Origin of the sequence: Pseudomonas cremoricolorata, assembly GCF_000759535.1 — a bacterium.
Lineage (GTDB): Bacteria > Pseudomonadota > Gammaproteobacteria > Pseudomonadales > Pseudomonadaceae > Aquipseudomonas > Aquipseudomonas cremoricolorata_A.
Window position 1 is genome coordinate 894,484 of the sequence record NZ_CP009455.1, and the last position, 26,570, is coordinate 921,053.

At 64.5% G+C, this 26,570-nt stretch carries 24 protein-coding genes; 14 read left to right on the top strand and 10 right to left on the bottom strand.

Annotated elements, in window-relative coordinates; all coding sequences use genetic code 11:
• Positions 1-3: 3 nt before the first annotated feature.
• Positions 4-1,458, bottom strand: coding sequence for a tRNA uracil 4-sulfurtransferase ThiI (gene thiI, locus LK03_RS03805; RefSeq protein WP_038411142.1), 1,455 nt, complete (start codon positions 1,456-1,458; stop codon positions 4-6).
• Positions 1,459-1,959: 501 nt separating this feature from the next.
• On the opposite strand from thiI, the gene glnA reads away from it, so the two are divergent.
• The 11 genes from glnA (at position 1,960) to LK03_RS03855 (ending at position 14,397) form a co-directional block, all read left to right on the top strand.
• Complete coding sequence (glnA, locus tag LK03_RS03810) at positions 1,960-3,366, top strand: glutamate--ammonia ligase (RefSeq protein ID WP_038411143.1); 1,407 nt, start codon at positions 1,960-1,962, stop codon at positions 3,364-3,366.
• A gap of 155 nt (positions 3,367-3,521) precedes the next feature.
• Entirely contained in the window at positions 3,522-4,064 is a 543-nt protein-coding gene (locus tag LK03_RS03815; protein WP_038411144.1) for a chorismate mutase, read from the top strand.
• A 276-nt stretch (positions 4,065-4,340) separates the two neighbouring features.
• Positions 4,341-5,426, top strand: coding sequence for a nitrogen regulation protein NR(II) (gene glnL / locus LK03_RS03820; RefSeq protein ID WP_038411145.1), 1,086 nt, complete (start codon positions 4,341-4,343; stop codon positions 5,424-5,426).
• Complete coding sequence (gene ntrC, locus LK03_RS03825) at positions 5,423-6,859, top strand: nitrogen regulation protein NR(I) (RefSeq protein ID WP_038411146.1); 1,437 nt, start codon at positions 5,423-5,425, stop codon at positions 6,857-6,859. Before glnL ends, ntrC begins: the two co-directional genes overlap by 4 nt.
• Positions 6,860-6,928: 69 nt before the next feature.
• Complete coding sequence (gene pqqF / locus LK03_RS03830) at positions 6,929-9,232, top strand: pyrroloquinoline quinone biosynthesis protein PqqF (protein WP_038411147.1); 2,304 nt, start codon at positions 6,929-6,931, stop codon at positions 9,230-9,232.
• A gap of 138 nt (positions 9,233-9,370) precedes the next feature.
• Positions 9,371-9,442, top strand: a complete 72-nt coding sequence (gene pqqA, locus LK03_RS21730) for a pyrroloquinoline quinone precursor peptide PqqA (protein WP_003243383.1) — start codon at positions 9,371-9,373, stop codon at positions 9,440-9,442.
• Between the two features lie 62 nt (positions 9,443-9,504).
• Positions 9,505-10,416 carry a pyrroloquinoline quinone biosynthesis protein PqqB gene (pqqB, locus tag LK03_RS03835; protein WP_038411148.1) on the top strand — a complete coding sequence of 304 codons (912 nt, stop codon included), beginning with the start codon at positions 9,505-9,507 and terminating at the stop codon, positions 10,414-10,416.
• Between the two features lie 20 nt (positions 10,417-10,436).
• Entirely contained in the window at positions 10,437-11,192 is a 756-nt protein-coding gene (gene pqqC / locus LK03_RS03840) for a pyrroloquinoline-quinone synthase PqqC (RefSeq protein WP_038411149.1), read from the top strand.
• Positions 11,189-11,464, top strand: coding sequence for a pyrroloquinoline quinone biosynthesis peptide chaperone PqqD (pqqD, locus tag LK03_RS03845; protein ID WP_038411150.1), 276 nt, complete (start codon positions 11,189-11,191; stop codon positions 11,462-11,464). Before pqqC ends, pqqD begins: the two co-directional genes overlap by 4 nt.
• Positions 11,436-12,596 (top strand): pyrroloquinoline quinone biosynthesis protein PqqE, encoded by a 1,161-nt coding sequence (gene pqqE, locus LK03_RS03850; protein WP_038411151.1) that lies wholly within the window; start codon positions 11,436-11,438, stop codon positions 12,594-12,596. The genes pqqD and pqqE overlap by 29 nt, the downstream gene beginning before the upstream one ends.
• Positions 12,589-14,397 (top strand): alpha/beta hydrolase family protein, encoded by a 1,809-nt coding sequence (locus tag LK03_RS03855; protein ID WP_038411152.1) that lies wholly within the window; start codon positions 12,589-12,591, stop codon positions 14,395-14,397. The genes pqqE and LK03_RS03855 overlap by 8 nt, the downstream gene beginning before the upstream one ends.
• 21 nt (positions 14,398-14,418) lie before the next feature.
• Here LK03_RS03855 and LK03_RS21735 read toward each other — a convergent pair whose 3' ends face one another.
• The 9 genes from LK03_RS21735 to bioB form a co-directional block, all read right to left on the bottom strand.
• Entirely contained in the window at positions 14,419-14,577 is a 159-nt protein-coding gene (locus tag LK03_RS21735) for a YqaE/Pmp3 family membrane protein (protein WP_033727371.1), read from the bottom strand.
• Between the two features lie 349 nt (positions 14,578-14,926).
• On the bottom strand, positions 14,927-16,705 hold the full coding sequence (locus tag LK03_RS03865) for an acyl-CoA dehydrogenase C-terminal domain-containing protein (RefSeq protein ID WP_038411153.1): 1,779 nt from the start codon (positions 16,703-16,705) through the stop codon (positions 14,927-14,929).
• Between the two features lie 198 nt (positions 16,706-16,903).
• Positions 16,904-18,709 (bottom strand): phenylacyl-CoA dehydrogenase, encoded by a 1,806-nt coding sequence (locus LK03_RS03870; protein WP_038411154.1) that lies wholly within the window; start codon positions 18,707-18,709, stop codon positions 16,904-16,906.
• Positions 18,710-18,989: 280 nt separating this feature from the next.
• On the bottom strand, positions 18,990-19,286 hold the full coding sequence (locus LK03_RS03875; protein ID WP_028693490.1) for a hypothetical protein: 297 nt from the start codon (positions 19,284-19,286) through the stop codon (positions 18,990-18,992).
• 130 nt (positions 19,287-19,416) lie between these two features.
• On the bottom strand, positions 19,417-20,097 hold the full coding sequence (bioD, locus tag LK03_RS03880; protein ID WP_038411155.1) for a dethiobiotin synthase: 681 nt from the start codon (positions 20,095-20,097) through the stop codon (positions 19,417-19,419).
• A 1-nt stretch (position 20,098) separates the two neighbouring features.
• On the bottom strand, positions 20,099-20,920 hold the full coding sequence (bioC, locus tag LK03_RS03885) for a malonyl-ACP O-methyltransferase BioC (RefSeq protein WP_038411156.1): 822 nt from the start codon (positions 20,918-20,920) through the stop codon (positions 20,099-20,101).
• Positions 20,913-21,644, bottom strand: coding sequence for an alpha/beta fold hydrolase (locus tag LK03_RS03890; protein WP_038411157.1), 732 nt, complete (start codon positions 21,642-21,644; stop codon positions 20,913-20,915). The genes bioC and LK03_RS03890 overlap by 8 nt, the downstream gene beginning before the upstream one ends.
• Positions 21,637-22,809 carry an 8-amino-7-oxononanoate synthase gene (bioF, locus tag LK03_RS03895; RefSeq protein ID WP_038411158.1) on the bottom strand — a complete coding sequence of 391 codons (1,173 nt, stop codon included), beginning with the start codon at positions 22,807-22,809 and terminating at the stop codon, positions 21,637-21,639. Before bioF ends, LK03_RS03890 begins: the two co-directional genes overlap by 8 nt.
• Position 22,810: 1 nt before the next feature.
• The gene (gene bioB / locus LK03_RS03900; protein WP_038411159.1) at positions 22,811-23,869 is read right to left on the bottom strand and encodes a biotin synthase BioB; all 1,059 of its coding nucleotides are present in this window, start codon (positions 23,867-23,869) and stop codon (positions 22,811-22,813) included.
• An 89-nt stretch (positions 23,870-23,958) separates the two neighbouring features.
• On the opposite strand from bioB, the gene LK03_RS03905 reads away from it, so the two are divergent.
• The 3 genes from LK03_RS03905 to LK03_RS03915 all read left to right on the top strand — a co-directional run bounded on the left by LK03_RS03905 (position 23,959) and on the right by LK03_RS03915 (position 26,553).
• Positions 23,959-24,696, top strand: a complete 738-nt coding sequence (locus LK03_RS03905) for a ComF family protein (RefSeq protein WP_038411160.1) — start codon at positions 23,959-23,961, stop codon at positions 24,694-24,696.
• Between the two features lie 75 nt (positions 24,697-24,771).
• A complete protein-coding gene (locus tag LK03_RS03910) occupies positions 24,772-25,533 on the top strand; it encodes a TOBE domain-containing protein (protein ID WP_038411161.1) in 762 nt (253 codons plus the stop codon).
• A gap of 45 nt (positions 25,534-25,578) precedes the next feature.
• Complete coding sequence (locus LK03_RS03915) at positions 25,579-26,553, top strand: serine/threonine protein kinase (RefSeq protein ID WP_038411162.1); 975 nt, start codon at positions 25,579-25,581, stop codon at positions 26,551-26,553.
• Positions 26,554-26,570: the final 17 nt, after the last annotated feature.

Genomic DNA, 26,570 nt, shown 5'->3' on the forward strand with positions numbered 1-26,570 from the left:
GTCTTATGTCGGACGATAAACACGCACATTGGCATGTCCCTCACTGAGCAAGTGGTGTGCGTGCAAACGGCTCATCACACCTTTGTCGCAATAAAGCAGGTACTGACGGGTGTCATCGAGCTGCTTGAAGCGACTGTTGATTGCGTAGAACGGCAGGGTCTGGACTTCGATGCCGGCGATTTCCAGCGGCGCATCTTCCTGGGCGTCGGGGTGGCGGATGTCGATGACGATCTGACCTGGCAGCACCTGGGCCACCTCTTCGATCTCGATGTCCTTGCCCAGCTCGTCGATCACGTTGTCGATCGAGATGAAACGCGCGCGCTCGAGGGCGCGGTCCAGCACGGCCATGTCGAACTGCTGTTCTTCATGAACCACCCGGTGCGGCTTGGCGCAGGTGGTCGGGTTGACCGAAATCACGCCGCAGTATTCTGGCATGTGCCGAGCGAACTCCGCGGTACCGATCTGATAGGCGGTGTCGATGATGTCTTGCTTGTGGCTGGCCAGCAGCGGGCGCAGAACCAGTTTGTCGGTGGCCTGGTCGATCACCGAAAGGTTCGGCAGGGTCTGGCTGGAGACCTGGGAAATGGCCTCGCCGGTGACCAGCGCATCGATTTCCAGACGTTCGGCGACCTTGGTCGAGGCGCGCAGCATCATGCGCTTGAGGGTCACGCCCATGTAGCGGTCGTCGACCTTGCCGAGAATCTCGCCGACCACTTCTTCGAACGGCACGCTGATGAACAGCACGCGCTGGCTGCTGCCGAACTTCTTCCACAGGTAGTGGGCGACTTCCATCACCCCCAGCTCGTGGGCGCGGCCACCCAGGTTGAAGAAGCAGAAATGCGTGACCAGGCCACGGCGCATCATCTGGTAGGCGGCGACGGTGGAGTCGAAACCTCCGGACATCAGCACCAGGGTCTGCTCCAGCGCACCTAGCGGATAGCCGCCGATGCCCTGGTGCTGGCCGTGGATGACGTACAGACGCTGGTTGCGAATTTCGATGCGTACCAACACCTCGGGGTTCTTCAGATCGATACCCGCGGCGCCGCACTGCTGACGCAGCTGGCTGCCGACGTAGCGGTCGACGTCCATCGAGGTGAAGTCGTGGTGGCCGCCGCGCTTGCAACGCACGGCGAAGCGCTTGCCGGCCAGCAGGTGGCCGAAATGCTCGCGGCATTTGTCGACGATGTCGTCGAAGTCGCCCAGCGGGTACTCTTCGATGCGCAGCAAGTGGGCGATGCCCGGCGTGCAGGTCAGGCGCTCGATCATTTCGCGCTGAAGCTTTTCGTCTTCGACGCGGGTGACCACTTCGAGGTTGTCCCAGACACCGTCTACCACCAGCTCAGGATCGAGGTCCTTGAGCACGGCGCGCACGTTCTTGCCGAGCTGACGGATGAAGCGCTTGCGCACCGGCCGGCTTTTGATGGTGATTTCTGGGAAGACTTTGACGATCAGTTTCATGGTCACAGCGCGCGATGGGCTCACCGAAAAATGAGGGGCGCGGATTATATCGGAAATTGATCGGAGGTTGAGCAACTTTTGTACAGAAGGTTGAATTCGCACGCGCTTGTAGGAGCGGGTTTACCCGCGATGGGCCGCAAAGCGGCCCCAAAGCCCTCAATTCGATCGAGCAGGTGCATCTGGATCGCCTGAATTGGGCCTGCTTGCCGGCCATCGCGGCTGAAGCCGCTCCTGCAGCCCTAAAAGGAGGCACCAGCAAATATTTATGCACCGCAATGGTGCGCACATCTTTCCAACAGCCTTCATCACGTGCAGATTTCGCCCAACGCACACTGTTAATCGCCCACAAACGACGCCTTTTTTCCTGCGCTCGCCATAATTGGGCACTGGCATGCAATTTGCTCCCTTGTGAGGCAGGTACGCTTGGCCGACTATCCGCGCCCGGCAACACCCTTTTCCAGGGCCGCGGCCAACCGCGCTCTAGACCACCCGGAGGACAACATGTCGAAGTCGGTTCAACTCATCAAAGATCATGACGTCAAGTGGATTGATCTGCGTTTCACGGACACCAAAGGCAAACAGCACCACGTCACCATGCCCGCTCGCGACGCGCTGGAAGACGACTTCTTCGAAGCTGGCAAGATGTTCGACGGCTCGTCCATCGAAGGCTGGAAAGGTATCGAAGCCTCCGACATGATCCTGCTGCCCGACGACAGCTCGGCGGTACTGGACCCGTTCACCGAAGAGCCGACCTTGATTCTGGTCTGCGACGTGATCGAGCCGTCCACCATGCAAGGCTACGACCGCGACCCGCGCGCCATCGCCAAGCGTGCCGAAGAGTTCCTCAAGTCGACCGGCATCGGTGACACCGTGTTCGTCGGCCCGGAGCCCGAGTTCTTCATCTTCGATCAGGTCAAGTTCAAGTCGGACATCTCCGGCTCGATGTTCAAGATCTACTCCGAGCAAGGCTCGTGGATGACCGATCAGGACGTCGAAGGCGGCAACAAGGGCCACCGCCCTGCCGTCAAAGGCGGTTACTTCCCGGTTCCACCGTGCGACCACGACCACGAAATCCGCACCGCCATGTGCAACGCCATGGAAGAAATGGGCCTGGTCGTCGAAGTTCACCACCACGAAGTGGCCACTGCCGGCCAGAACGAGATCGGCGTCAAATTCAACACCCTGGTCACCAAGGCTGACGAAGTTCAGACCCTGAAATACTGCGTGCACAACGTTGCCGACGCGTACGGCAAGACCGCGACCTTCATGCCCAAGCCTCTGTACGGCGACAACGGTTCGGGCATGCACGTGCACATGTCGATCTCCAAGGACGGCAAGAACACCTTCTCTGGCGAAGGCTATGCCGGCCTGTCCGATACCGCCCTGTACTTCATCGGCGGCATCATCAAGCACGGCAAGGCGCTGAACGGCTTCACCAACCCGGCCACCAACTCCTACAAGCGTCTGGTACCTGGCTTCGAAGCGCCGGTCATGCTGGCCTACTCGGCTCGCAACCGTTCGGCCTCGATCCGTATTCCGTACGTGTCCAGCCCGAAAGCCCGCCGTATCGAAGCGCGCTTCCCGGACCCGGCAGCCAACCCGTACCTGTGCTTCGCCGCACTGCTGATGGCTGGCCTGGACGGCATCCAGAACAAGATTCACCCAGGCGATGCTGCCGACAAGAACCTGTACGACCTGCCGCCTGAAGAGGCCAAGGAAATCCCGCAGGTCTGCGGCAGCCTGAAAGAAGCCCTGGAAGAGCTGGACAAGGGCCGCGCCTTCCTGACCAAGGGCGGCGTGTTCTCCGACGACTTCATCGATGCCTACATCGAACTGAAGTCGGAAGAAGAGATCAAGGTGCGCACCTTCGTTCACCCACTGGAGTACGACCTGTACTACAGCGTGTGATGTAAAAGACGACACCTCTCGTCGTAGCGGTATCCAAGACGGCCTTCTTCGGAAGGCCGTTGCCGTTTCAGCCCTCAAGCAAATCAGAGCCCTCCTACACATCGGCCGCTGCAGCACACGGCACACTTTCCTGCCCACATTCCGAGGACAGGCCCATGCACCCCTTCATCCCCGCCCTGCTGCTTTCGCTCGGCGTATCCGCCTGCACGGCAGCGAGCAAACCCGCGACTCCCCTCGACACCCTGCTCGACAGCGTCGAACGCCGGCTGGCCCTGGCCGATGGCGTGGCCTTGCTCAAATGGGACCAGAACATGCCGGTGCAGGCCGTTGCCCGCGAGCGGCAGATTCTCGATCGAGTGGCCGAGGCCGCAGCCGATCATCACCTCGAACCACGGCGTGCCACAGGCTTCTTCGCCGACCAGATCGAGGCCAGCAAACTGGTGCAGTACGCCCTGCTCAACCGCTGGCAGCTCAAGCAGCAGGCGCCCGACACCCCACGCCTGGACCTCAAGACCGCCCTGCGCCCGCAGCTCGACGCCCTGCAGCACCAATTGCTGATCGACCTGCAACGCTTCGACCGCGAGCGCCCTGCCGATTGCGCGCGCGCGCTGGCCAATGCCATTGTCGAGCGTGCCCGCGACCCCTTGCATGAACTGGCACTGCAACGGGCCACAGGACGTCTTTGCGAAGCCCTTTGAGCGCAATGCTCTATATTGGTGCATCTGCAGGTTGCGCGAGGGATCGCGCAACCCACTTTGGTACGCCGCCGCAGCAGCAATGGGCCTGGATCGCGCAAACGGGGGCTGTGATCCACTGATTTTGCTTCTTTTCAGAGCCTTGGTTTGTTTCTTGCATTTTCAGAGCATCACCCGATCGCATCACGCCGAAACCGGCCGCCGCTTTTCAGGGCACCCATCGAGTCCACTTTGCGCTCAGCGCGCCGTCATGCGGCATACATGAGGTCACCCCAGATCATGACCATCAGCGATGCACAGCACAGGCTGCTGCTGGACAACCTGACCACCGCGACACTGCTGCTCAATGCCGAGCTGCGCCTGGAGTACATGAACCCGGCAGCCGAGATGCTGTTGGCCGTCAGTGGTCAGCGCAGCCACGGCCAGTTCATCAGCGAACTGTTCACCGAATCGGTCGAGGCGCTTGGCTCGCTGCGCCAGGCCGTGCAACAGGCCCACCCGTTCACCAAGCGTGAAGCCCAGCTCACCTCGCTGGGCGGTCAGAGCATCACCGTCGACTATGCCGTAACGCCGATCCTGCACCAGGGCGCCACCCTTCTGCTGCTGGAGGTTCACCCCCGTGATCGTCTGCTGCGCATCACCAAGGAAGAGGCGCAACTAAGCAAGCAGGAAACCACCAAGATGCTGGTGCGTGGCCTGGCCCACGAAATCAAGAACCCGCTGGGCGGCATTCGTGGCGCCGCGCAACTGCTGGCCCGCGAGCTGCCCGAAGACGGTCTGCGCGACTACACCAACGTGATCATCGAAGAGGCCGACCGCCTGCGCAACCTGGTCGACCGCATGCTGGGCTCGAACAAGCTGCCCTCGCTGGCCATGACCAACATCCACGAGGTGCTGGAGCGGGTCTGCAGCCTGGTCGAGGCCGAAAGCCAGGGCGGCATCACGTTGGTGCGCGACTACGACCCGAGCCTGCCCGACGTGCTGATCGACCGCGAGCAGATGATCCAGGCGGTGCTCAACATCGTGCGCAACGCCATGCAGGCGATCGGCGCGCAAAACGCCCTGCGCCTGGGACGCATCAGCCTGCGCAGCCGCGCCGTGCGCCAGTTCACCATCGGCCACATCCGCCACCGCCTGGTGGCACGGGTCGAGATCAGCGACAACGGCCCCGGCATCCCGGCTGAACTGCAAGACACGCTGTTCTATCCGATGGTCAGCGGGCGCCCCGATGGCACCGGTCTGGGCCTTGCCATCACCCAGAACATCATCAGCCAGCACCAAGGGCTGATCGAGTGTGAGAGCCACCCCGGTCACACCACCTTTTCGATATTCCTGCCGCTGGAACAAGGAGCCCCCGTCTCATGAGCCGAAGTGAAACCGTCTGGATCGTCGACGATGATCGCTCCATCCGCTGGGTGCTGGAAAAAGCCCTGCAACAGGAAGGCATGACCACCCAGAGCTTCGACAGCGCCGAGGGCGTGATGGGCCGCCTGGCGCGCCAGCAACCGGACGTGATCATTTCCGATATCCGCATGCCGGGCACCAGCGGCCTCGACCTGCTGGCGCAGATCCGCGAGCAGCACCCGCGCCTGCCGGTGATCATCATGACCGCCCATTCCGACCTCGACAGCGCGGTCGCCTCGTACCAGGGCGGCGCTTTCGAGTACCTGCCCAAGCCGTTCGACGTCGATGAAGCGGTTGCCCTGGTCCAGCGCGCCAACCAGCACGCTCAGGAACAGCAGGGCCTGGCCATACCCCAGGTGCAGGCACGCACCCCGGAGATCATCGGCGAGGCGCCGGCGATGCAGGAGGTGTTCCGCGCCATTGGCCGCCTCAGCCACTCCAACATCACGGTGTTGATCAACGGCGAATCGGGCACCGGCAAGGAACTGGTGGCCCACGCCCTGCACCGCCACAGCCCACGTGCGTCATCGCCGTTCATCGCGCTGAACATGGCTGCCATTCCCAAGGACCTGATGGAGTCGGAGCTGTTCGGCCACGAAAAAGGCGCCTTCACCGGCGCGGCCAACCTGCGCCGCGGGCGCTTCGAGCAGGCCGATGGCGGCACGCTGTTCCTCGACGAGATCGGCGACATGCCTGCCGACACCCAGACCCGTCTGCTGCGGGTGCTGGCCGATGGCGAGTTCTATCGGGTCGGCGGACACACCCCGGTCAAGGTCGATGTGCGCATCATCGCGGCCACTCACCAGAACCTGGAATCGCTGGTGCAGGCCGGCAAGTTCCGTGAAGACCTGTTTCACCGGCTCAACGTCATCCGCATCCACATTCCGCGCCTGGCCGACCGCCGCGAAGACATTCCCGCCCTGGCCCGTCACTTCCTCGCTCGCGCGGCGCAGGAGCTGTCGGTCGAGCCCAAGCTGCTCAAGCCGGAAACCGAGACTTTCATGCGCAATCTGCCGTGGCCGGGCAACGTGCGGCAGATGGAAAACACCTGCCGCTGGATCACCGTCATGGCCTCCAGCCGTGAGGTGCTGATCGGCGACCTGCCGCCCGAGCTGCTCAACCTGCCGCAGGACGCCACCCCGGTGACCAACTGGGAGCAGGCCCTGCGCCAGTGGGCCGACCAGGCGCTGGCCCGCGGCCAGACCAACCTGCTCGACAGCGCCGTGCCCAGCTTCGAGCGGATCATGATCGAGACCGCCCTCAAGCACACCGCCGGCCGCCGCCGCGACGCGGCGCTGTTGCTCGGCTGGGGCCGCAATACCCTGACGCGCAAGATCAAGGAACTGGGCATGAACGTCGCGGGCAGCGATGACGACGACAGCGAAGAACATTGATCACCCCGCGGATTTCCCCGGTGTGGCGCTGCTGATGCGCTAGCATGACGCCTCCACCGAGGAGGCCCCATGCCTGATGCCACCCGCTCGCTGTGCCTTGCCAACGGCCTGCACCTGCTACTGCGCCACAGCCCACGCCTGAACCGTGCTGCGGCAGCGTTGCGAGTGCGCGCCGGGAGTCACGATGCGGCGGCGCGCTGGCCGGGGCTGGCGCACTTTCTCGAACACCTGCTGTTTCTCGGTACGGCGCGTTTTCCCCTGGAAGACGGCCTGATGCGCTTCGTCCAGGGCGCCGGTGGCCATGTCAACGCCAGTACCCGTGAGCGCACCACCGACTTTTTCTTCGAAGTGCCCTGTGCGGCTTTTGCCGGTGGCCTCGAGCGCCTGTGCCAGATGCTTGCCGAGCCGCTGCTGGACAGCGCCCGGCAGCAGCGCGAGCGCGAGGTGATCCACGCCGAGTTCATCGCCTGGTCTCGCGATGCCCAGGCCCGAGGCGAATTCGCGTTGCTGCAAGCGGTGTCGCCACGCCATCCCCTGAGCGGCTTCCACGCCGGCAACCGCTTCAGCCTGGCGCTGCATGACCCGGCCTTCCAGCACGCCCTGCGCCAGTTTCACCAGCGCTTCTACTGCGGCGGGCAGATGACCCTGAGCCTGTGCGGGCCGCAGCCCCTGGACCAGCTCGAAGCGCTGGGTCGGCGCTATGCCGCGCAGTTGCCGACAGGCCCAGCCACAGCGCAGGCGCCGCCACCGGCGCTACTCGATGGCGCGCCGCTGCGCTCGACCGAGCTGCTGTTCGCCCATGAACACCTCCCGGCAGGGGCTGAACGAGCGCTGCAATGGCTCGCTGAACACATTACCGACCCACGCCCCGGCAGTTGGCTGCACCGCGTGCAGCAGCGCCAGTGGGCAAGCGCGTGCCGGGTGCGAACGCTGTATGCGTTTGCCGGCCAGGCGCTGTGGCATGTCGAGCTGCTCGGCGGCGACGCCAGCCGTGCTGCCGAGCTGCGCACGCTGCTGTATCAGTGGTTCGACGCTCTGCGTCAGGCCCCGGCCGACCAGCTCAACGAGCATTTCAGCCGCGTGCAGAAGCGTCGCGCCGACACCGTCGGCGCCCTGCAACTGGCCCGTGCCGATAGCAGTGGCCTGCCTTTGAACGGGCTGGATGAGCAGGCACAGCATGCACTTGCAGCGCTGCTCGACTCGTTGCCCAGCGCAGGCCATGCGCACTGGCCGCTGCCGGCTGCCGAAGCGCTGCTGCTCGATACGCTGCCGGCCAGCGATGGGGTGTCGTTGCCCGCTGCGGTCGATGTCGCGCAGAGCCTGCCCTGCCTCGGCCACGCGGCCAGCTTCACCCTGCGCTGGCGCTTGCCGATCGCAGCCCCGGCTGCGCTGCTGCAGGCCTTGCAGCCCTTGCAGGCACGGGCCAGTCAGGCCTCGGTGCATCTCCAGCTCGATCACCCTGGGTGCTTTTTGCAGCTTCAGTGCCGCGGCCCGCAAGCGGCGGTGATTCGCACCGTGGCGCTGGCCCTTGAACACCTGCGTGGCTTTTCCAGTGTCACGGCGCTCGGCGAGCAGGCCAGTGCGCCCGTCACGATGCCGATCCGCGCCTTGCTGGCGCACCTGCCCGAGGCCCTGTCGAATCAAGCGCCTGCGCCGCGCACGTCGATCAGTGACGATGCGCTGTGGGCAGGTGCGCAGTGGCACGCCCAGGCCAACGGTTTCGACGCGGGCGGTTTGCAGGCGCTGGCCACGGCCCTGCGGGCCGTGCCCGGCCAACCCGCGGCCGGCGACTTTGCGCGGCCGGCGCTGTCGCGGCGCTGGCAACACGTGGCAACCCCGGGCGGTGAACACGCACTGTTGCTGTTCTGTCCGCTGTTGCCCGGCCAACAGGCGGCCGGGCGCCTGCTTGCACACCTGCTGCAAGGCCCGGTCTACCAACGCCTGCGCGTCGAGCTGCAACTGGGCTACGCGGTGTTCAGCGCTTTTCGTCAGGTCGAAGGCATCGGCGGGCTGTTGTTCGGCGTGCAATCACCCCACACCCCTGCGGTGCGCATTCTCCAACACCTGCACGGCATTCTGGCGGCAGCTGTCGAGCTGACGCCCCAGGCGCAGCAGGCCCTAATAGAACAGTTCGAGCAGGCCAACATGGACCCGGCCGACATCGCCCACTGGGCCTGGCAGCACCGCCTGGCGGGCACCCCCGGCAGCCTGCTGGCCCTGCGCGAGGCGCTGGGCGACGTGTGCCAGGCCGACCTGGAACGGTTGCAGACAGCGTTGCTTGCCGCAGACGCGCCCTGGCTGTGCCTGGCCAATACCGCGGAGCCGGCGCCACCGTGGCCTCCTTCAAATGAATTGTTACCGGAACGGCAATAGGGTTTATCGGATGATTCATCAGCCGATTACATACACTTCTTGTACGATATTGCCCGATCACTCGATTGAACCCCCTCCCTCGCTTGCCACCAAATGACTAGCGACATCCCTTCAACCCCCTTCGCAAGGAGTACGGCCATGTGGACCAAACCTGCTTACACTGATCTGCGCATCGGCTTCGAAGTCACCATGTACTTCGCCAACCGCTAAGGCCAGCGCCGTTCAACGCCTCGGCTCGCCGGGGCGTTTTGCTTTTTGCCCACGGAGTCGCCATGTACGTCCAGATTCTCGGTTCCGCCGCCGGTGGCGGTTTCCCGCAGTGGAACTGCAACTGCGCCAACTGCACCGGTTTTCGCGACGGCAGCCTGAAGGCCAAGGCGCGCACGCAGTCGTCGATCGCCTTGTCCGACGATGGCGAGCACTGGATTCTGTGCAATGCCTCGCCAGACATCCGCGCACAACTGCAAGGCTTCGCGCCGATGCAGCCGGCCCGCGCCCTGCGTGATACCGGCATCGATGCCATCGTTTTGCTCGACAGCCAGATCGACCACACCACCGGCTTGCTCAGCCTGCGTGAAGGTTGCCCGCATCAGGTCTGGTGCACCGACATGGTTCATCAAGACTTGAGCACAGGTTTCCCGCTCTTCAACATGCTCAGCCACTGGAACGGTGGCCTGGTGTGGAATCGCATTGCCCTGGAAGGCAGTTTCGTCATTCCGGCCTGCCCGAACCTGCGCTTCACTCCGTTCCCCCTGCGCAGCGCCGCGCCGCCCTACTCGCCGCACCGTTTCGACCCGCACCCAGGTGACAATCTTGGCCTGCTGGTGCAAGACACCCGCACCGGCGGCACGCTGTTCTACGCCCCAGGGCTGGGCCAGTTCGATGACGCCTTGCTCGACATGATGGGCAGCGCCGACTGCCTGCTGGTCGACGGCACCCTGTGGACCGACGATGAAATGCAGCGCCGCGGCGTCGGCACCCGCACCGGCACAGAGATGGGCCACCTCGCCCAGCACGGCCCGGGTGGCATGCTCGAAGTGCTCGAAGGCTTCCCGCGTCAGCGCAAGGTGCTTATCCATATCAACAACACCAACCCGATTCTCGACGAAGAGTCCGCCGAGCACGCCGAGGTCCTGCGCCGCGGCGTGGAAGTGGCGTTCGACGGCATGAGCCTTGAACTGTGACAGCCAAGCCAGGAGCTTCGATGCGCGATCAACCGGCGATGTCGCCTGCCGAATTCGAACAGGCCTTGCGCGCCAAGGGCGCCTATTACCATATCCACCATCCCTACCACGTGGCCATGTACCAGGGCCGCGCCACCCGCGAGCAAATCCAGGGCTGGGTGGCCAATCGTTTCTATTACCAGGTCAATATCCCGCTCAAGGACGCGGCGATTCTCGCCAACTGCCCCGACCGGGAAATCCGCCGTGAATGGATCCAACGCCTGCTCGACCACGACGGCGCGCCGGGTGAAGACGGTGGTATCGAAGCCTGGCTGCGCCTGGGCCAGGCAGTGGGCCTGGACCCAGACCAACTGCGTTCACAGGAGCTGGTACTGCCAGGTGTGCGCTTCGCCGTGGATGCCTACGTCAACTTCGCCCGTCGCGCCAGTTGGCAGGAAGCGGCCAGCAGTTCGCTGACCGAACTGTTCGCACCGCAGATTCACCAGTCGCGGCTCGACAGCTGGCCACAGCATTACCCCTGGATCGACCCGGACGGCTACGCCTACTTCCGCACCCGTCTGGGCCAGGCCCGGCGCGATGTCGAACATGGCCTGGCGATCACCTTGCAGCACTACACCACCTACGAAGGCCAGCAGCGCATGCTGGACATTCTTCAGTTCAAACTGGACATTCTCTGGAGCATGCTCGACGCCATGAGCATGGCCTACGAACTGGACCGCCCGCCCTACCACAGCGTGACCCGCGAGCGGGTCTGGCACACAGGAGTCGCGCCATGAGCCTGGACCTCACTCAAACCCCGCGCTGGCGCCCGGGCTACCGCTTTCAGTACGAACCGGCGCAACAGGGCCACGTGCTGCTGTATCCCGAAGGCATGATCAAGCTCAACGAAAGCGCGGCGCTGATCGGTGGCCTGATCGACGGCCAACGCAGCGTGGCGCAGATCATCGGCGAACTCGAGCAGCAGTTCCCCGGTATCCCCGAAGTGGCCGATGACATCGAGCAGTTCATGGAGGTGGCCCGTGCCGAACACTGGATCATCCTCGCCTGAGCTGGCGGGTAAACCGCCGGTGGGCCTGCCGCTGTGGCTGCTGGCCGAGCTGACCTACCGCTGCCCGCTGCAATGCCCGTACTGCTCCAATCCGCTGGACTTCGCCCGTCAGGGCGAAGAACTGTGCACCGAACAGTGGTTCAAGGTGATGGCCGAGGCGCGGCAGATGGGCGCCGCGCAAATCGGCTTCTCCGGCGGCGAGCCGCTGGTGCGCCAGGACCTTGCCGAACTGATCGGCGAGGCCCGGCGGCTGGGCTACTACACCAACCTGATCACCTCAGGCATTGGCCTGACCGAAGCGAAGATCGCCGCCTTTCGCAAGGCTGGCCTCGACCATATCCAGATCAGCTTCCAGGCCAGCGACGAACAGGTGAACAACCTGCTCGCCGGCTCGAAGAAGGCCTTCGCGCAGAAACTGGAAATGGCCCACGCAGTGAAAGCCCATGGCTATCCGATGGTGCTGAACTTCGTCACTCACCGGCACAACATCGACCACATCGCACGCATCATCGACCTGTGCCTGGCCCTGGAGGCCGACTTCGTCGAATTGGCCACCTGCCAGTTCTATGGCTGGGCCGAGCTCAACCGCCTCGGCCTGCTGCCGACCCAGGCGCAGTTGCAACGGGCCGAACGCATCACCAACGAGTACCGCGAACGGCTCAAGGCGCAGGATCATCCATGCAAGCTGATCTTCGTCACCCCGGATTACTACGAAGAGCGTCCCAAACCGTGCATGAATGGCTGGGGCAGCCTGTTTCTCACCGTCACCCCCGACGGCACCGCCTTGCCCTGCCACGGCGCGCGCCAGTTGCCGGTGCAGTTTCCCAACGTGCGCGACCACGACCTGCAGCACATCTGGTACGACTCGTTCGGCTTCAACCGCTACCGCGGCTTCGACTGGATGCCCGAGCCGTGCCGCAGCTGCGATGAAAAGGAAAAGGACTTCGGCGGCTGCCGCTGTCAGGCCTTCATGCTCACAGGTGATGCCAGCAAGGCCGACCCGGTGTGCGGCAAATCGCCGGACCACGGCATCATCCTCAAGGCCCGCGAAGAATCGGAGCACAGCGCCGTGAACATCGAGCAACTGACCTTCCGCAATGAGCGCAACTCGCGGGTGATCGCCCGTGGCTGAGTTCAGCGCGGCCCAGGCAGTGGCCGCTGGCACTGATTTCGCCGAATTACGCGTAAGCGATGCCGGGCTGTTGTGGAATGAATTGCGCCCTGCCGATGGCGCGTGTCGACTCTGGCTGTGGCGCGATGAGCAGGCCCATTGCCTGACCCCGGACGGTTTCAGCGTGCGTAGCCGGGTGTATGAATATGGCGGTGGCAGCTTCTGCGTCGGCACTGGCGAGGTGCTGTTCGTCAACGAAGCCGATCAGCAGATCTACCGCCAACCGCTGCAAGGCGGCGCGCCGCAGCGGGTCAGCCAGGACACGAACAGCCGCTACGGCGACCTGCACTGGCACGCCGCTGTGTTGCTGGCAGTGGAGGAACACCACGCTGCGCAGGTGGTGCATCGCCTGGTGGCCTTCGTCGACGGCCAGCGCCAGGTACTGGCCGAAGGCGCGGATTTTTACGCAGCGCCAACCTTGAGCGGCGATGCCCAGCGGCTGGCCTGGATCGAGTGGTCGCGCCCGGCCCAGCCGTGGAGCCAAACCCGCCTGATGAGTGCTCGGCGCGGCGCCGATGGCCGCTGGCAAACGCCGCGCTGCGTAGCCGGAGCCGACCGGCCGCAGGCCTTGCAGCAGCCGCGTTTCGATGCCGCCGGACGCCTATGCTGCCTGAGCGACCTGAACGGTTTCTGGCAGCCATGGGGCGAGTGCGCCGAGCGCTGGCAAGCCTTGCCGGCCCTGGCTGCCGACCACGCCGCTGCGCCCTGGCAACTGGGCGCCTGCACCTGGCTACCGCTAGCCGATGAGGGCTTTGTGGCCACTTGGTTCGAGGACGGTTTCGGTCATCTGGGCGTGCAGCGCGAGGGGCACACAGCGCAGCGCTTTGCCAGCGCCTACAGCCGCTTCCGTAGCCTGGCGCTGGACCAACAGCATCTTTACGCGATTGCCGCATCCCCTAGCCAGTTGCCCTGCGTGTTGCGCATCCGCCGCACTGATGGAGCACTGAGGGTGCTGGCCGGAGGCGGTAGTCCCCTGCCCACTGAACACATCAGCCTGCCGCAGCCGCTGACCTACCCCAGTGGCGGCGCCATCGCCCACGGCTTTTTCTATCCCCCGCATCGCGGGCGAGGCCCGGCGCCACTGGTGGTGTTCGTGCATGGTGGGCCGACCTCGGCCTGCTATCCGGTGCTCGACCCACGTATCCAGTTCTGGACCCAGCGCGGCTTTGCCGTGGCTGACCTCAACTACCGCGGCAGCACCGGCTACGGGCGTACCTACCGGCAGGCCTTGCATTTGCGCTGGGGTGAGTGCGATGTCGAGGACGCCTGTGCGGCCGTGGCTTACCTGGCCGAGCGCGGCATGATCGACCCCGACCAGGCATTCATCCGGGGCGGCAGCTCCGGCGGGTACACCACCCTGTGTGCGCTGGCGTTCAGCAAGGTCTTTCGCGGTGGCGCCAGTTGGTACGGGGTCAGCGACCCGCTGGCGCTGGGGCGCGTGACGCACAAGTTCGAAGGCGATTACCTGAACTGGCTGATCGGTGACCCGCACGCCGACGTCGAACGCTATCGGCAGCGCACACCCCTGCTGCACGCCAGCCACATCGAAGTGCCGGTGATCTTCTTCCAAGGGGAGCTGGATGCGGTGGTGGTGCCGCAGCAGACGCGCAGCATGCTCGATGCACTGCGCGCCAACGGCATCGACGCCCAGGGGCATTTTTACCCACAAGAGCGTCACGGGCTGCGCCAGGCGGCGAACCTGGCCCATGCCCTGGGGGCGGAATGGCGGTTCTATTGCCAGATTCTGGCAGAGCTGCCCTGAGGGGCTTCGAGCGCCCCGGCGTCAGCGTTTGGCGATGATGTACACCGCGTGGACGATGCCTGGGATGTAGCCGAGCAGGGTCAGCAGGATGTTCAGCCAGAACGCACCGGCGAAACCGACTTGCAGAAATACGCCCAGCGGGGGCAGCAGAATGGCGATGATGATGCGGATGAAGTCCATGCGTGATTCTCCGTGAAGGGGTTTCAACACAGACTCGCGCGGCTTAACGTAGGTTCAACACATGCTACGCGCCAGAGCGGCGCAGGCGCCCGGGTTAAATCGCGCGCACAGAGAAAACCCCGCATAAGCGGGGCTTTCAGACTGTTTCCCTGACATCCATATCGCTCACCATCCTGGTGAGAACTCCTGCGTAGTCCCTGTTCTGTCCTTTGCGCTTCCTGCGCTACGTCCTTGAAACAAAGATTACGCCGGTAACAAATCTGAGAGAAGTGGCGAAAAGTCACCACGCCATGTAGGAAATAACTTACAAGCGAGGTGAATTCCCATTCCTATCCGTCTCCAGGCGGCATCAGAACTGCTCGGCACTCAGCAAATACAGCGACTCACTGCCGGCCTTGACCGACGCGATCAATGAATCTAAGCGCGGCAGGAGACGGGCGAAATAGAAGCGTGCGGTGCCCAGTTTTGCCGAATCGAACGCTGCATCGCCACTGCCAGCCTGGGCAGCACCGGCCATGCGCGCCCACAGGTAGGCGTAGGCCACGTAACCAAATGCGTGCAGGTACTCCACGGATGCCGCGCCGATTTGCGCGGGATCGGCCTTGGCCTGCGCCAGTACCCAATCGGTCAACTGGTCAAGACGCTGCAGGGCGTCGGCCAGAGGCCGGGTGAATTCGTCCAGCTCATGACCAGCGCCACCGATGAAAGCCTGCACTTCATCCGAGAACACCCGGTAGAACGCGCCACCGCTGCCGACCACTTTGCGGCCCATCAGGTCGAGCGCCTGAATACCGTTGGTGCCTTCGTAGATCTGCGTGATGCGCACGTCACGCACCAATTGCTCCTGGCCCCATTCACGAATGTAACCATGACCGCCGAACACCTGCTGGCCATGCACCGTGCACTCCAGGCCCAGGTCGGTGAGGAAGGCCTTGGCCACCGGAGTCAGCAGCGCGACCAGTGCCTCACTGCGCTGCACCACGGCCGGGTCCTGGCTGTACTTGGCGTTGTCCAGTTGCAGCGCCACGTAGGTCGAAAACGCCCGACCACCCTCGATCAGCGCCTTCATGGTCAGCAGCATGCGCCGCACATCGGGATGGACGATGATCGGATCGGCGAGTTTGTCCTTGGCCTGGGCACCGCTCGGCGAGCGACTTTGCAGGCGCTCACGGGCGTATTCCACAGCGTTCTGGTAAGAGCGTTCCGCCGAGGCCAGGCCTTGGATGCCAACGCCGAGACGCTCGTAGTTCATCATGGTGAACATCGCAGCCAAGCCCTTGTTGGCCTCGCCGACCAGATAACCGGTGGCGCCGTCGAAGTTCATCACGCAGGTGGCCGAGGCCTGGATGCCCATCTTGTGCTCGATGGAGCCGCAACTGACCGCGTTGCGCGCACCCAGGCTGCCATCGGCATTGACCAGGAATTTGGGCACCAGCAACAGGGAAATGCCTTTTGGGCCGGCGGGGGCGTCGGGCAGTTTCGCCAGCACCAGGTGGATGATGTTTTCCGTCAGATCATGCTCGCCGCCGGTGATGAAGATCTTCGTGCCGCTGACCTTGAAGCTGCCATCGGCCTGGGGTTCGGCGCGGGTGCGGATCAGCCCCAGGTCGGTGCCGGCGTGGGATTCGGTCAGGCACATGGAGCCGGCCCAGACGCCTGCGTACATGTTCGGCAGATACGCCTGCTTGAGCGCTTCGCTGGCATGGGCATGGATCGCCAGGCAGGCGCCTGCGGTGAGCATCGGGTACAGGCCGAACGACAGGCTGGCGGCATTGACCATTTCCTCGACCTGGGCCGAGACCACTTTGGGCATGCCCATGCCGGCGAACGCCGGATCACCGCCGACCCCGACCCAGCCGCCTTCGGCATAGGTGCGGTAAGCGTCGATGAAGCCTGCCGGTGTACGCACCGCACCGTCCTGCCAGTGGCAGCCTTCTTCGTCGGCCGCGCGGCTGAGCGGGGCAATGCTGCGCCCGGCGACCTTGCCGGCTTCTTCCAGCACCGCCAGCGCGGTTTCGATATCGACCAGTTCGGCCAGTGCTGGCAGCTCGGCCCAGCGTTGCGCCACGCCGAACACATCGTTGAGAAGAAACTGCATATCACGCAGGGGCGCTTTGTACTCAGCCATGACAACCTCACGCGGTAGGGGTCGAGCGCGGCCTCAAGGGCCGCAGCACAGGATTGTTCGGAGTGTAACGTAACAACATCTAGGGTACATGCGGTCGCCGAGAGACTGACGAGTCAGTTTCGGTCACCGGTATTCATTCATTTCGCAGGCAAAAAAACGCCCGCCACAAGGGCAGGCGCGGTGACGGGCGCGGGTCGGTCAGATCGACAGGCCGAACGCTTGCTCGTCCATTGCCATCAGGTTGTCGGCGCCGGACAGGATCGCTGCCACATGGGTACGGGTGCGCGGCAGGATGCGCTGGAAGTAGAAGCGCGCGGTTTGCAGTTTGGCAGTGTAGAACGCCTCTTCGCTGGTACCGGCGGCGAGCTTTTCCGCTGCCAGACGGGCGATATCGGCCCAGAAGTAGGCCAGGCACGCATAGCCAGAGTACATCACGTAGTCCACCGACGCGGCGCCAACCTCTTCGCGGTTTTCCATCGCCGCCATGCCGATCTTCATGGTCAGCTCGCCCCACTCCTTGTTCAGCGCTGCCAGCGGCGTGACGAATTCTTGCACCGCTTCGTTGCCTTCCTGGGCCTGGCAGAACTTGTGCACGATCTTGGTGAAGCCCTTGAGCGCCTCGCCCTGGGTCATCAGCACCTTGCGCCCGAGCAGGTCGAGGGCCTGGATGCCGGTGGTGCCCTCGTAGAGCATCGAGATACGGCTGTCGCGCACGTTCTGCTCCATGCCCCACTCAGCGATGAAGCCGTGACCGCCGTAGATCTGCACGCCATGGTTGGCCGATTCGAAGCCGACTTCGGTCATGAAGGCCTTGGCGATCGGGGTCATGAAGGCGAGCAAGGCGTCGGCTTTCTTGCGCGCCTCTTCATCCTGGCTGTACTTGAGGATGTCGACCTGCTGAGCGGTGAAATACACCATGGCACGGTTGCCTTCGGCGAAGGCCTTCATGGTCAGCAGCATGCGTCGCACATCAGGGTGAACGATGATCGGGTCGGCGCCCTTCTCAGGGGCCTTCGGGCCGGTCAGCGAACGCATCTGCAGACGATCACGGGCGTACTTCAGGCCGCCCTGGAAGGCCACTTCAGCGTGGGCCAGGCCCTGCAAGGCAGTGCCCAGACGCGCGGTGTTCATGAAAGTGAACATGCAGTTCAGGCCCTTGTTGGCTGGGCCGATCAGATAACCCGTGGCGCCGTCGAAGTTCATCACGCAGGTGGCGTTACCGTGGATGCCCATCTTGTGCTCCAGCGAGCCGCACTGCACGGCGTTGCGCTCACCGACGCCGCCTTCGGCGTTGGGCAGGAACTTGGGCACGATGAACAGGGAAATGCCTTTGGTGCCGGCCGGGGCGTCGGGCAGGCGCGCCAACACGATGTGCACGATGTTCTCGGCCATGTCGTGTTCACCGGCAGAAATGAAAATCTTGGTGCCGGTGACTTTGTAGCTGCCATCGGCCTGCGGCTCGGCGCGGGTGCGCAGCATGCCCAGGTCGGTGCCGCAGTGGGATTCGGTGAGGCACATGGTGCCGGTCCATTCGCCGGTGACCAGTTTGCTCAGGTAGGTGTGCTGCTGCTCGGGGGTGCCGTGGGCAGACAGGGTGTTCATCGCGCCGTGGGACAGACCGGGGTACATGCCCCACGACCAGTTGGCCTCGCCGACCATTTCGCTGACCGCAAGACCCAGCGATTCCGGCAGGCCCTGGCCGCCGTGCTCGACGTCATGGGCCAGGCTCGGCCAGCCGCCTTCGACGAACTGCTGGTACGCCTGCTTGAAACCGGTGGGGGTCTTCACCCCGGTTTCGCTCCAGGTGCAGCCTTCCTGATCGCCCACGCGGTTCAGCGGCGCCAGCACCTGCTCGCAGAACTTGGCGCCCTCTTCGAGGATCGCGTCGACCATGTCAGGGGTGGCGTCCTGGCAGCCTGGCAGGCTTTGGTAGTGCGCCTCATAACCCAGCAATTCGTCACGGACGAAGCGGATATCACGCAAGGGGGCTTTGTAGTCAGGCATGGCGATAAACCTCTAGTTATGAGTCTGGCGGGAAGCCCGCTGGCACCGAAATGCGGCGAATGGCTTTCGGTCAAACAAGTGTTTGAAACTTACGTTTAGAGGGAAGTGTTGTCAAGGAGGGACGATGGTGCCATTTCTGCCGTGAGGCAGGGTGGTTTGGTCGTGGGGTTAGGCGGGGCGGCGGACCGTCCGCTCCCACAGAGCCGTACATAGCTGTAGGAGCGGCTTTAGCCGCGAAAATCGAGAGGCAATAAGAATTCTTGCAGAAAAAGCTGCCGATTCAGGCCCAGGTATCGATGATCCGCCCAAGCATTTCGTCGGAAGCTTTGGCCACTTTGGCGCCCAGTTCGACCTGATGCGCTGCCAGCGCCTGTTCGACAGAAGCAGTGGCCAGATCCAACTGCTGGCTGCGATCGACACTGCGCAGGCGCTCGGCCTGGAAGTCGCTGGACTGGCTGGTGGCGGCGCGCTCGGCGCTGAGGTTGGCGACCTGGCTGGCGGCCTGATCGAAGCGGTTCTGGCCGTTCTGAATGGCGCCAAGGCCGGCGTAGAACGCGGAATTTCCAGTGATTTCCATGTCAGGCCTCCAAGGGCTCGGATTCATCGGCAAGAACGCACAACATTCATTGAAGCAGCACTGCGCAAACCATACGCCTGCAAACCACTAATAGCCTAGTGCCATCCGACAGACGCAACCTGCTGCAAGGTCAGCGCAACCGCTGCAGATGCAGGTAGTGCGCAACTTGCTGCGCAGTCGCCTGTTCAAGCTTGGGCACGCGGCCCAGGCACGGTGCCGACAAGCGCTCGCTCAAGCTCGCCAGGTTCTCTTCCAGGCGCGAGGTCTGCGGCTCGATGATGTTGGCCACCCAGCCGGCCAATTGCAGGCCATCGGCAGCGATGGCTTCGGCGCTGAGCACGGCGTGATTGAGGCAGCCCAGGCGCACCCCCACCACCAGAATCACCGGCAAGCCCAGTGCCACCGCCAGGTCAGACAAATTCGCCTTGCCGCAAAGCGGCACACGCCAGCCCCCGGCACCTTCGATCAGGGTGAAATCGGCCTGCAGGGCCAGCACCCGCTGCATCGCGGCCTGCAGCCCCTCGACACTCAATACCACCCCCGCCTCTTGCGCCGCCACATGCGGCGCGATGGCCGGCTCGAAGGCGAAAGGGTTGACCTGCTCGTAGGGCAAACGCAGGGAGCTTTGTGCGATCAACGCTTCGGCATCGCTGTTGCGCAGCCCCTCGGCGGTGATCCGGCACCCCGAGGCCACCGGTTTGGCGCCGAGGGTACTCAGCCCCTGCTCCCGCGCTGCATGCAAAAGCCCTGCGGCAACCGTGGTCTTGCCGACGTCGGTGTCGGTGCCGGCAATGAAATACGCCTGGTTCATGTCAATCCTCGCCCATCAGCGGTTTACGCAGCACGCCGTACACCACCTGGTAGGTCGCTGGCAGCCCTTGCGGGTCACGGAAACGTTCATAGGCGCGCAGCAGCCCGTCGATCCGCGCCCGGCCCGTGAGCCCGGTGGGTCGGCCGGGGTTGAGATTGTGGGCACCCAGCGCCTTGAGTTCGTGGGTCAGGCTGCGCACGTCGGGGTAATGCAGCACATGGGCCTGACGCTGTAGGTCGAGCACCTGCAAAGAACTGTCGCCGGTCAGGCGCAGGTAGTCGTCGAAATGGCGGAAGCGATTGACGTGCACCTGCCCGTCGACCGCCTGCCAGCTGGTGCGCAGCTCATCCAGGGTGCCGACGCACAGGCTGCTGAACGCGAACAACCCGCCTGGACGCAGCACCCGCGCCGCCTCGTCGAGCACCGCCGAGAACTGCCCGCACCATTGCAGGGCCAGGCTGCTGAAGATCAGATCGAAACAGCCGTCCTGCAACGGCAGACGTTCGGCATCACCGGCCACATGGTGACGTGCGCCACCCTGCTGCCGGGCGTGGTCGAGCATGCCTTCCGCCAGATCCACGGCCACGCCACCATCGCCGTAGCGCTCGGCGAGGATGCGACTGAAAAATCCGGTGCCGCTGCCCAGGTCGAGCCAGCGCGGCGCCGTCAGGGGCTGCGGCAGGCGTTCGAGCACGTTGCGCCCCACCGCACGCTGCAACGCGGCAACGCTGTCATAGCTGGCAGCCGCGCGGGAAAACGACGCCGCCACCTGACGTTTGTCCGGCAATGCGCCGGGCAGGTTGGGCTGGGATAGATCAGTCATCACCACTCTCATGCAGGAAACTCTTGATGCCTTCAGCCAGATCCTGCGGGTACTCCAGCAGGAAGGCATGGGAACTCTCTTCGACCAGGCCGACCTCGACGTCAGGCAGCAGGTCGCTCAGGGCCTGCGCCGCTTCAGCCGGCACCAGCGCGTCGCTGCCGGCGAACAGGTGCAGTTGCGGACCGTTGTAACGCTGCAAGGCTTGGCGGGTGTCGAGCTGGGCCAGCACCTTGAGGCCATTGGCCAGGTACAGCGGGTCGGTGTCGGGCACGCCGATGCCCAATTGCCGAAGCAAGGTGCGCGGCTGTTGGGCGCCGTCGCTGCACAGGCTGCGGAACCGCTTGAGGGTCACTTGCGTGTGGTTCTGGCAGCCATCGAGGAAGGTGCCGAAGGTGTCTGCGGCCATGCCATGGGGCCAGTCCGTGCGGGCGACGAAGCTGGGGTTGCTACCCAGGGTCAGCAACCCGCAGCAGTGATCGCCACGGCGCTCGGCCAGCGCACTGGCAAGCATGCCGCCCAGCGACCAGCCGCCGAGCCAGACATCCTTGGGCAGGCTCCGGTCGAGGTGGTCCAGCCACACCTCCAGCGCGCTGTCGGCCAGCTCTGGCAAGGGCCTCAGTTCGACGTGCAGGCGTGGGTCCTGGGCCCGCAGGCTGGCGGCCAGGGGTACGAGGGACGCGGTGCCCAGCCCCCAGCCCGGAAGAAGAATCAGTCGGTCACGCATCACCAGGCTCCCGCTGTGGATAACAGTCAGCCAATGCGTCTAACAATAGCTGCACCTGCGCCTCACTGTGCGCCGCGCTGAGGGTTACCCGTAGCCGCGCGCTGCCCGCCGGCACCGTGGGCGGGCGGATCGCGGTGACCAACAGCCCGCGCGCGCGCAGCTGCCGCGACAGCTCGATGGCCCGCGCGCTGTCACCGATGACGATCGGCTGGATCGGCGTGCTGCTGTCCATCAGTTGCAGGCCAATGTCTGCCGCGCCGCGGCGAAACTGTGCGATCAACCCATCAAGGTGTTCACGGCGCCAGCTTTCCCGGCGCAGCAGCTCAAGACTTTTAAGCGTGGCGCAGGCCAGTGCCGGCGGTTGGCTGGTGGTGTAGATGTAGGGCCGAGCGAACTGCACCAGCGCCTCGATCAGCTCGTCACTGCCGGCCACGAATGCCCCGGCGGTGCCACAGGCTTTGCCCAGGGTGCCGATCAGCACCGGTACTTGATCCACACCCAGGCCGAAATGCTCGACCACCCCGCCGCCCTGGGCGCCGAGGGTGCCCAGGCCATGGGCGTCGTCGACCATCAGCCAGGCGCCGCGGGCCTTGGCCACTGCGGCCAGTGTCGGCAGGTCGGCCATGTCGCCGTCCATGCTGAACACCCCGTCGGTGACCACCAGGCAGTCGCCGACGGCCTTGTCCAAACGGCTGGCCAGGCTCTGCACATCGTTGTGCAGGTAGCGGCTGAAGCGCGCGCCACTGAGCAGACCGCCATCGAGCAGCGAGGCGTGATTGAGGCGATCCTGCAACACCGAATCGCCCTGGCCGACCAGCGCCGTGATGACGCCGAGATTGGCCATGTAGCCGGTTGAGAACAGCAACGCACGCGGCCGCCCGGTCAGCTCGGCGAGGGCTTCTTCCAGTTCATGGTGCGGGGTGCTGTGGCCGATGACCAGGTGTGAAGCCCCACCACCCACGCCCCAGCGCTCGGCGCCGGCGCGCCAGGCGGCGATCACCTCGGGGTGGTTGGCCAGGCCCAGGTAGTCGTTGTTGCAGAAGGCCAGCAGCGGCTGGCCGTCGACCACCACCTGCGGGCCTTGCGGGCTTTGCAACAGGGGGCGCTGGCGATACAGGTCAGCGGCGCGCCGCTGAGCCAGGCGCGCCGTGAGATCGAACGCCACGTCAGGCCGACGCTGCGTCGTAGAACAGTTCGCTGCTGCGCTGCTCGACCAGGGCTTGCTCGATGGCCGCCTGGTGAACCTCGTCGGCGTGTTCTTCACGCGCTTCGGGCTTGATGCCGAGGCGGGCGAACAGCTGCATGTCCTTGTCGGCCTGCGGGTTGCCGGTGGTCAGCAGTTTTTCGCCGTAGAAGATCGAGTTGGCCCCAGCCATGAATGCCAGTGCCTGCATCTGTTCGTTCATCGCTTCGCGGCCTGCCGACAGGCGTACATGGGACTTGGGCATCAACAGCCGCGCCACGGCCAGCATGCGGATGAAATCGAACGGGTCGACGTCGTCTTCATTGGCCAGCGGCGTGCCTTCGACCTTGACCAGCATGTTGATCGGCACCGACTCGGGGTGCTCTGGCAGGTTGGCCAGCTGGATCAGCAGGCCGGCGCGGTCGTCGAGCGATTCGCCCATGCCGAGGATGCCGCCCGAGCAGATCTTCATGCCGGCATCGCGCACGTAGGCCAGGGTCTGCAAGCGCTCGCTGTAGGTGCGGGTGGTGATGATGCTGCCGTAGAACTCCGGCGAGGTGTCGAGGTTGTGGTTGTAGTAGTCCAGGCCGGCCTGGGCCAGGGCGCTGGTCTGCTCCTGGTCGAGCTTGCCAAGGGTCATGCAGGTCTCCAGACCCATGGCCTTGACTCCTTTGACCATCTCCAGCACGTAAGGCATGTCCTTGGCCGACGGATGCTTCCAGGCCGCGCCCATGCAGAAGCGGGTCGAGCCGATGGCCTTGGCCCGTGCGGCTTCTTCCAGCACTTTCTGCACTTCCATCAGCTTCTGTTTTTCCAGGCCGGTGTTGTAGTGGCCGGACTGCGGGCAGTACTTGCAGTCTTCCGGGCAGGCCCCGGTCTTGATCGACAGCAAGGTCGAAACCTGCACCTGGTTGGGGTCGAAATGCGCACGGTGGACGGTCTGCGCCTGGAACAACAGGTCGTTGAACGGTTGTTGGAACAGGGCCTTGACCTCAGCCAGGGACCAGTCGTGACGTGTTGTTGCAGTTGTGCTCGCGCTCATCGGCGTTTCCTTGTTTAGGCTGTTGCTGCGCCGCGACAGGAAGTCCCCGCCAGCGCCTCACGGATAGCCCGCATACTCACGGAAGGCCCATGAACTGTCAACTTGCGTTAAAAGCACTGGTCAACAATTGGTTAAATAGCGATCAAATCTGTTTGCTGTGCAGTGAGCTTGCCGAGCAGACCTACCCGCTCTGCCATCCTTGCGAGAACGAGCTGCCCTGGCTGATCGACGCCTGCCAGCGCTGCGCCCTGCCCATGCCCGCTTCTGACATGATTTGCGCGGACTGCCGACGCCGAGCGCCAGCCTTTACCACGGTGGTCGTGCCATGGCACTACGCTTTCCCGGTCGATAGCGTCATCAGCCGCTTCAAGCACCACCGCCAGTGGCCGCTAGGGCGCCTGCTGGCGCTGCTGCTCAGCCAGAACCTGCGCCACCGCTTCGAAGTAGGCTTGCCACGTCCGCAGTTGCTGTTGCCAGTACCATTGGCCAAACGACGCCTGCGCATGCGCGGCTTCAATCAGGCGGCGATGCTCGCCCGTTGGCTGTCGAGCGAAATCCAGGTGCCCTGCAGCGAGCACTGGCTGACACGCTGCCGCGACACGCCGGCGCAGCAAACCATCGGCGCCCGCGCGCGGCGGCGTAACCTGCGCGATGCCTTTGGCCTGACGGCGGCGGCCAAGCCGGCCGGTCGCCACGTCGCGATCATCGATGACGTGCTGACCACCGGCAGCACGGCCCAGGCTCTGGCGGCACTGCTGCGCCGCGCCGGGGCGCAGCGGGTCGACATCTATTGCCTGGCGCGCACGCCAATGCCTGCACACGCTTGACTTGCACCGGGGTGCGCAGGCAACGTCGCAGCAGTCGCTCGTTCACTCATCCCGCCTGGAACCGCCTCTCCCCCCATGCCCTTGCCTACCCTGCTCACCCAGCACATCGCCCGCCGCCCGCAGCGTATCGCCCTGCTCCAGCATGTCGCCGAGCAAGGCTCGATCACCCAGGCGGCAAAAGCTGCCGGTATCAGCTACAAGGCCGCCTGGGACGCCATCGACGAACTCAACAACCTGGCCACCAGCCCGCTGGTCGAGCGCAGCACCGGTGGCCGCGGCGGCGGCGGCGCAAAACTGTCGAGCGAGGGCCGCCGAGTCCTCGATCTGTACCTGCGCCTGCAAGCGCTGCAAGCCCAGGTGCTGCAAGCCGAACAGGCCAGCGACCTCGACCTGCTCGGGCGCCTGATGCTGCGCACCAGCGCGCGCAATCAACTGTCCGGCACAGTCAGCCTGCTGCAGCGCGAAGGCCGCCACGACCGCATCGGCCTGACCCTGGCCGGTGGCGCGCAGATCACCGCGCTGATAACCCCCGATAGCACCGAACGCCTCGACCTGGCCCTGGGCAATACCGTGGTCGCCTTGCTCAAGGCAGGCTGGGTGCGGCTGTCGCTGGGCGACGAGGCGCTCGACCCCGACGACAACTGCCTGCAGGCGCAGGTCAGCGAATGCCTGGCCGGGGATGACGGGCAAAGTGAAGTACGTCTGCACCTGGGCAACGGCCAGAGCCTGTGCGCCATCGCCGACAGCGCCTGGCTGCAGCGCCATGGCATTGGCCCTGGCAGCGACATCGAAGCGCTGTTCCATCCCTCTTATGTGCTGATTGGCACGCCGCTATAAGGGTTGCGCTACCATGGGCGACTGTCCAGGCCTTGCGGAGCGCCCATGTCCCATCCATTCGATACCCTCACCCCTGATCTGGTCTTGGACGCGGTAGAGAGCCTTGGCCTGCTCAGCGACGCCCGGGTGCTGGCGCTCAACAGCTACGAAAACCGGGTGTACCAGGTGGGCATCGAAGGCGAGCAGCCGCTGATCGCCAAGTTCTACCGGCCCGATCGCTGGAGCGACGCGGCGATTCTCGAAGAACACCGTTTCAGCGCCGAACTGGCCGAGTGCGAAGTGCCGGTGGTGGCGCCGCTGGAGTTCGATCAACGCAGCCTGTTCAGCCACCAGGGCTTTCGCTTCACGCTGTTCCCGCGCCGCGGCGGCCATGCGCCGGAGCCGGGCAACCTCGATCAGCTCTACCGCCTCGGCCAGTTGCTCGGGCGCCTGCACGCTGTGGGCGCCACGCGCCCCTTCGAGCACCGCGAGACACTCACCGTGTCGGCCTTCGGTCACGCTTCGCTGCGCACCTTGCTCGACGGCAACTACGTGCCCAAGGAACTGCTACCGGCCTTCGAATCGGTGGCCCGGGACGTCATCGAGCGGGTCGAGCGCATCTACGCCGCTACCCCGCACGCGGTGATCCGCCTGCATGGCGACTGCCATCCTGGCAACCTCATGCACCGCGACGACACCTACCACATCGTCGACCTCGACGACTGCCGCATGGGCCCGGCGGTTCAGGACCTGTGGATGATGCTGGCCGGCAACCGCGAGGAACGCCTCGGGCAACTGGCCGAACTGATCGATGGCTACAACGAATTCCACGATTTCGACCCGCGCCAACTGGCCTTGATCGAGCCGTTGCGCGCGCTGCGTCAGTTGCACTACAGCGCCTGGCTGGCGCGGCGCTGGGATGACCCGGCGTTCCCGCGCAGCTTCCCCTGGTTCGGCCAGCCGCGTTACTGGGGCGATCAGATTCTCGCCCTGCGTGAACAGTGCGCCGCGCTGGATGAAGCGCCGCTGAAATTGTTCTGAATCTGCCGGGCGGGTTG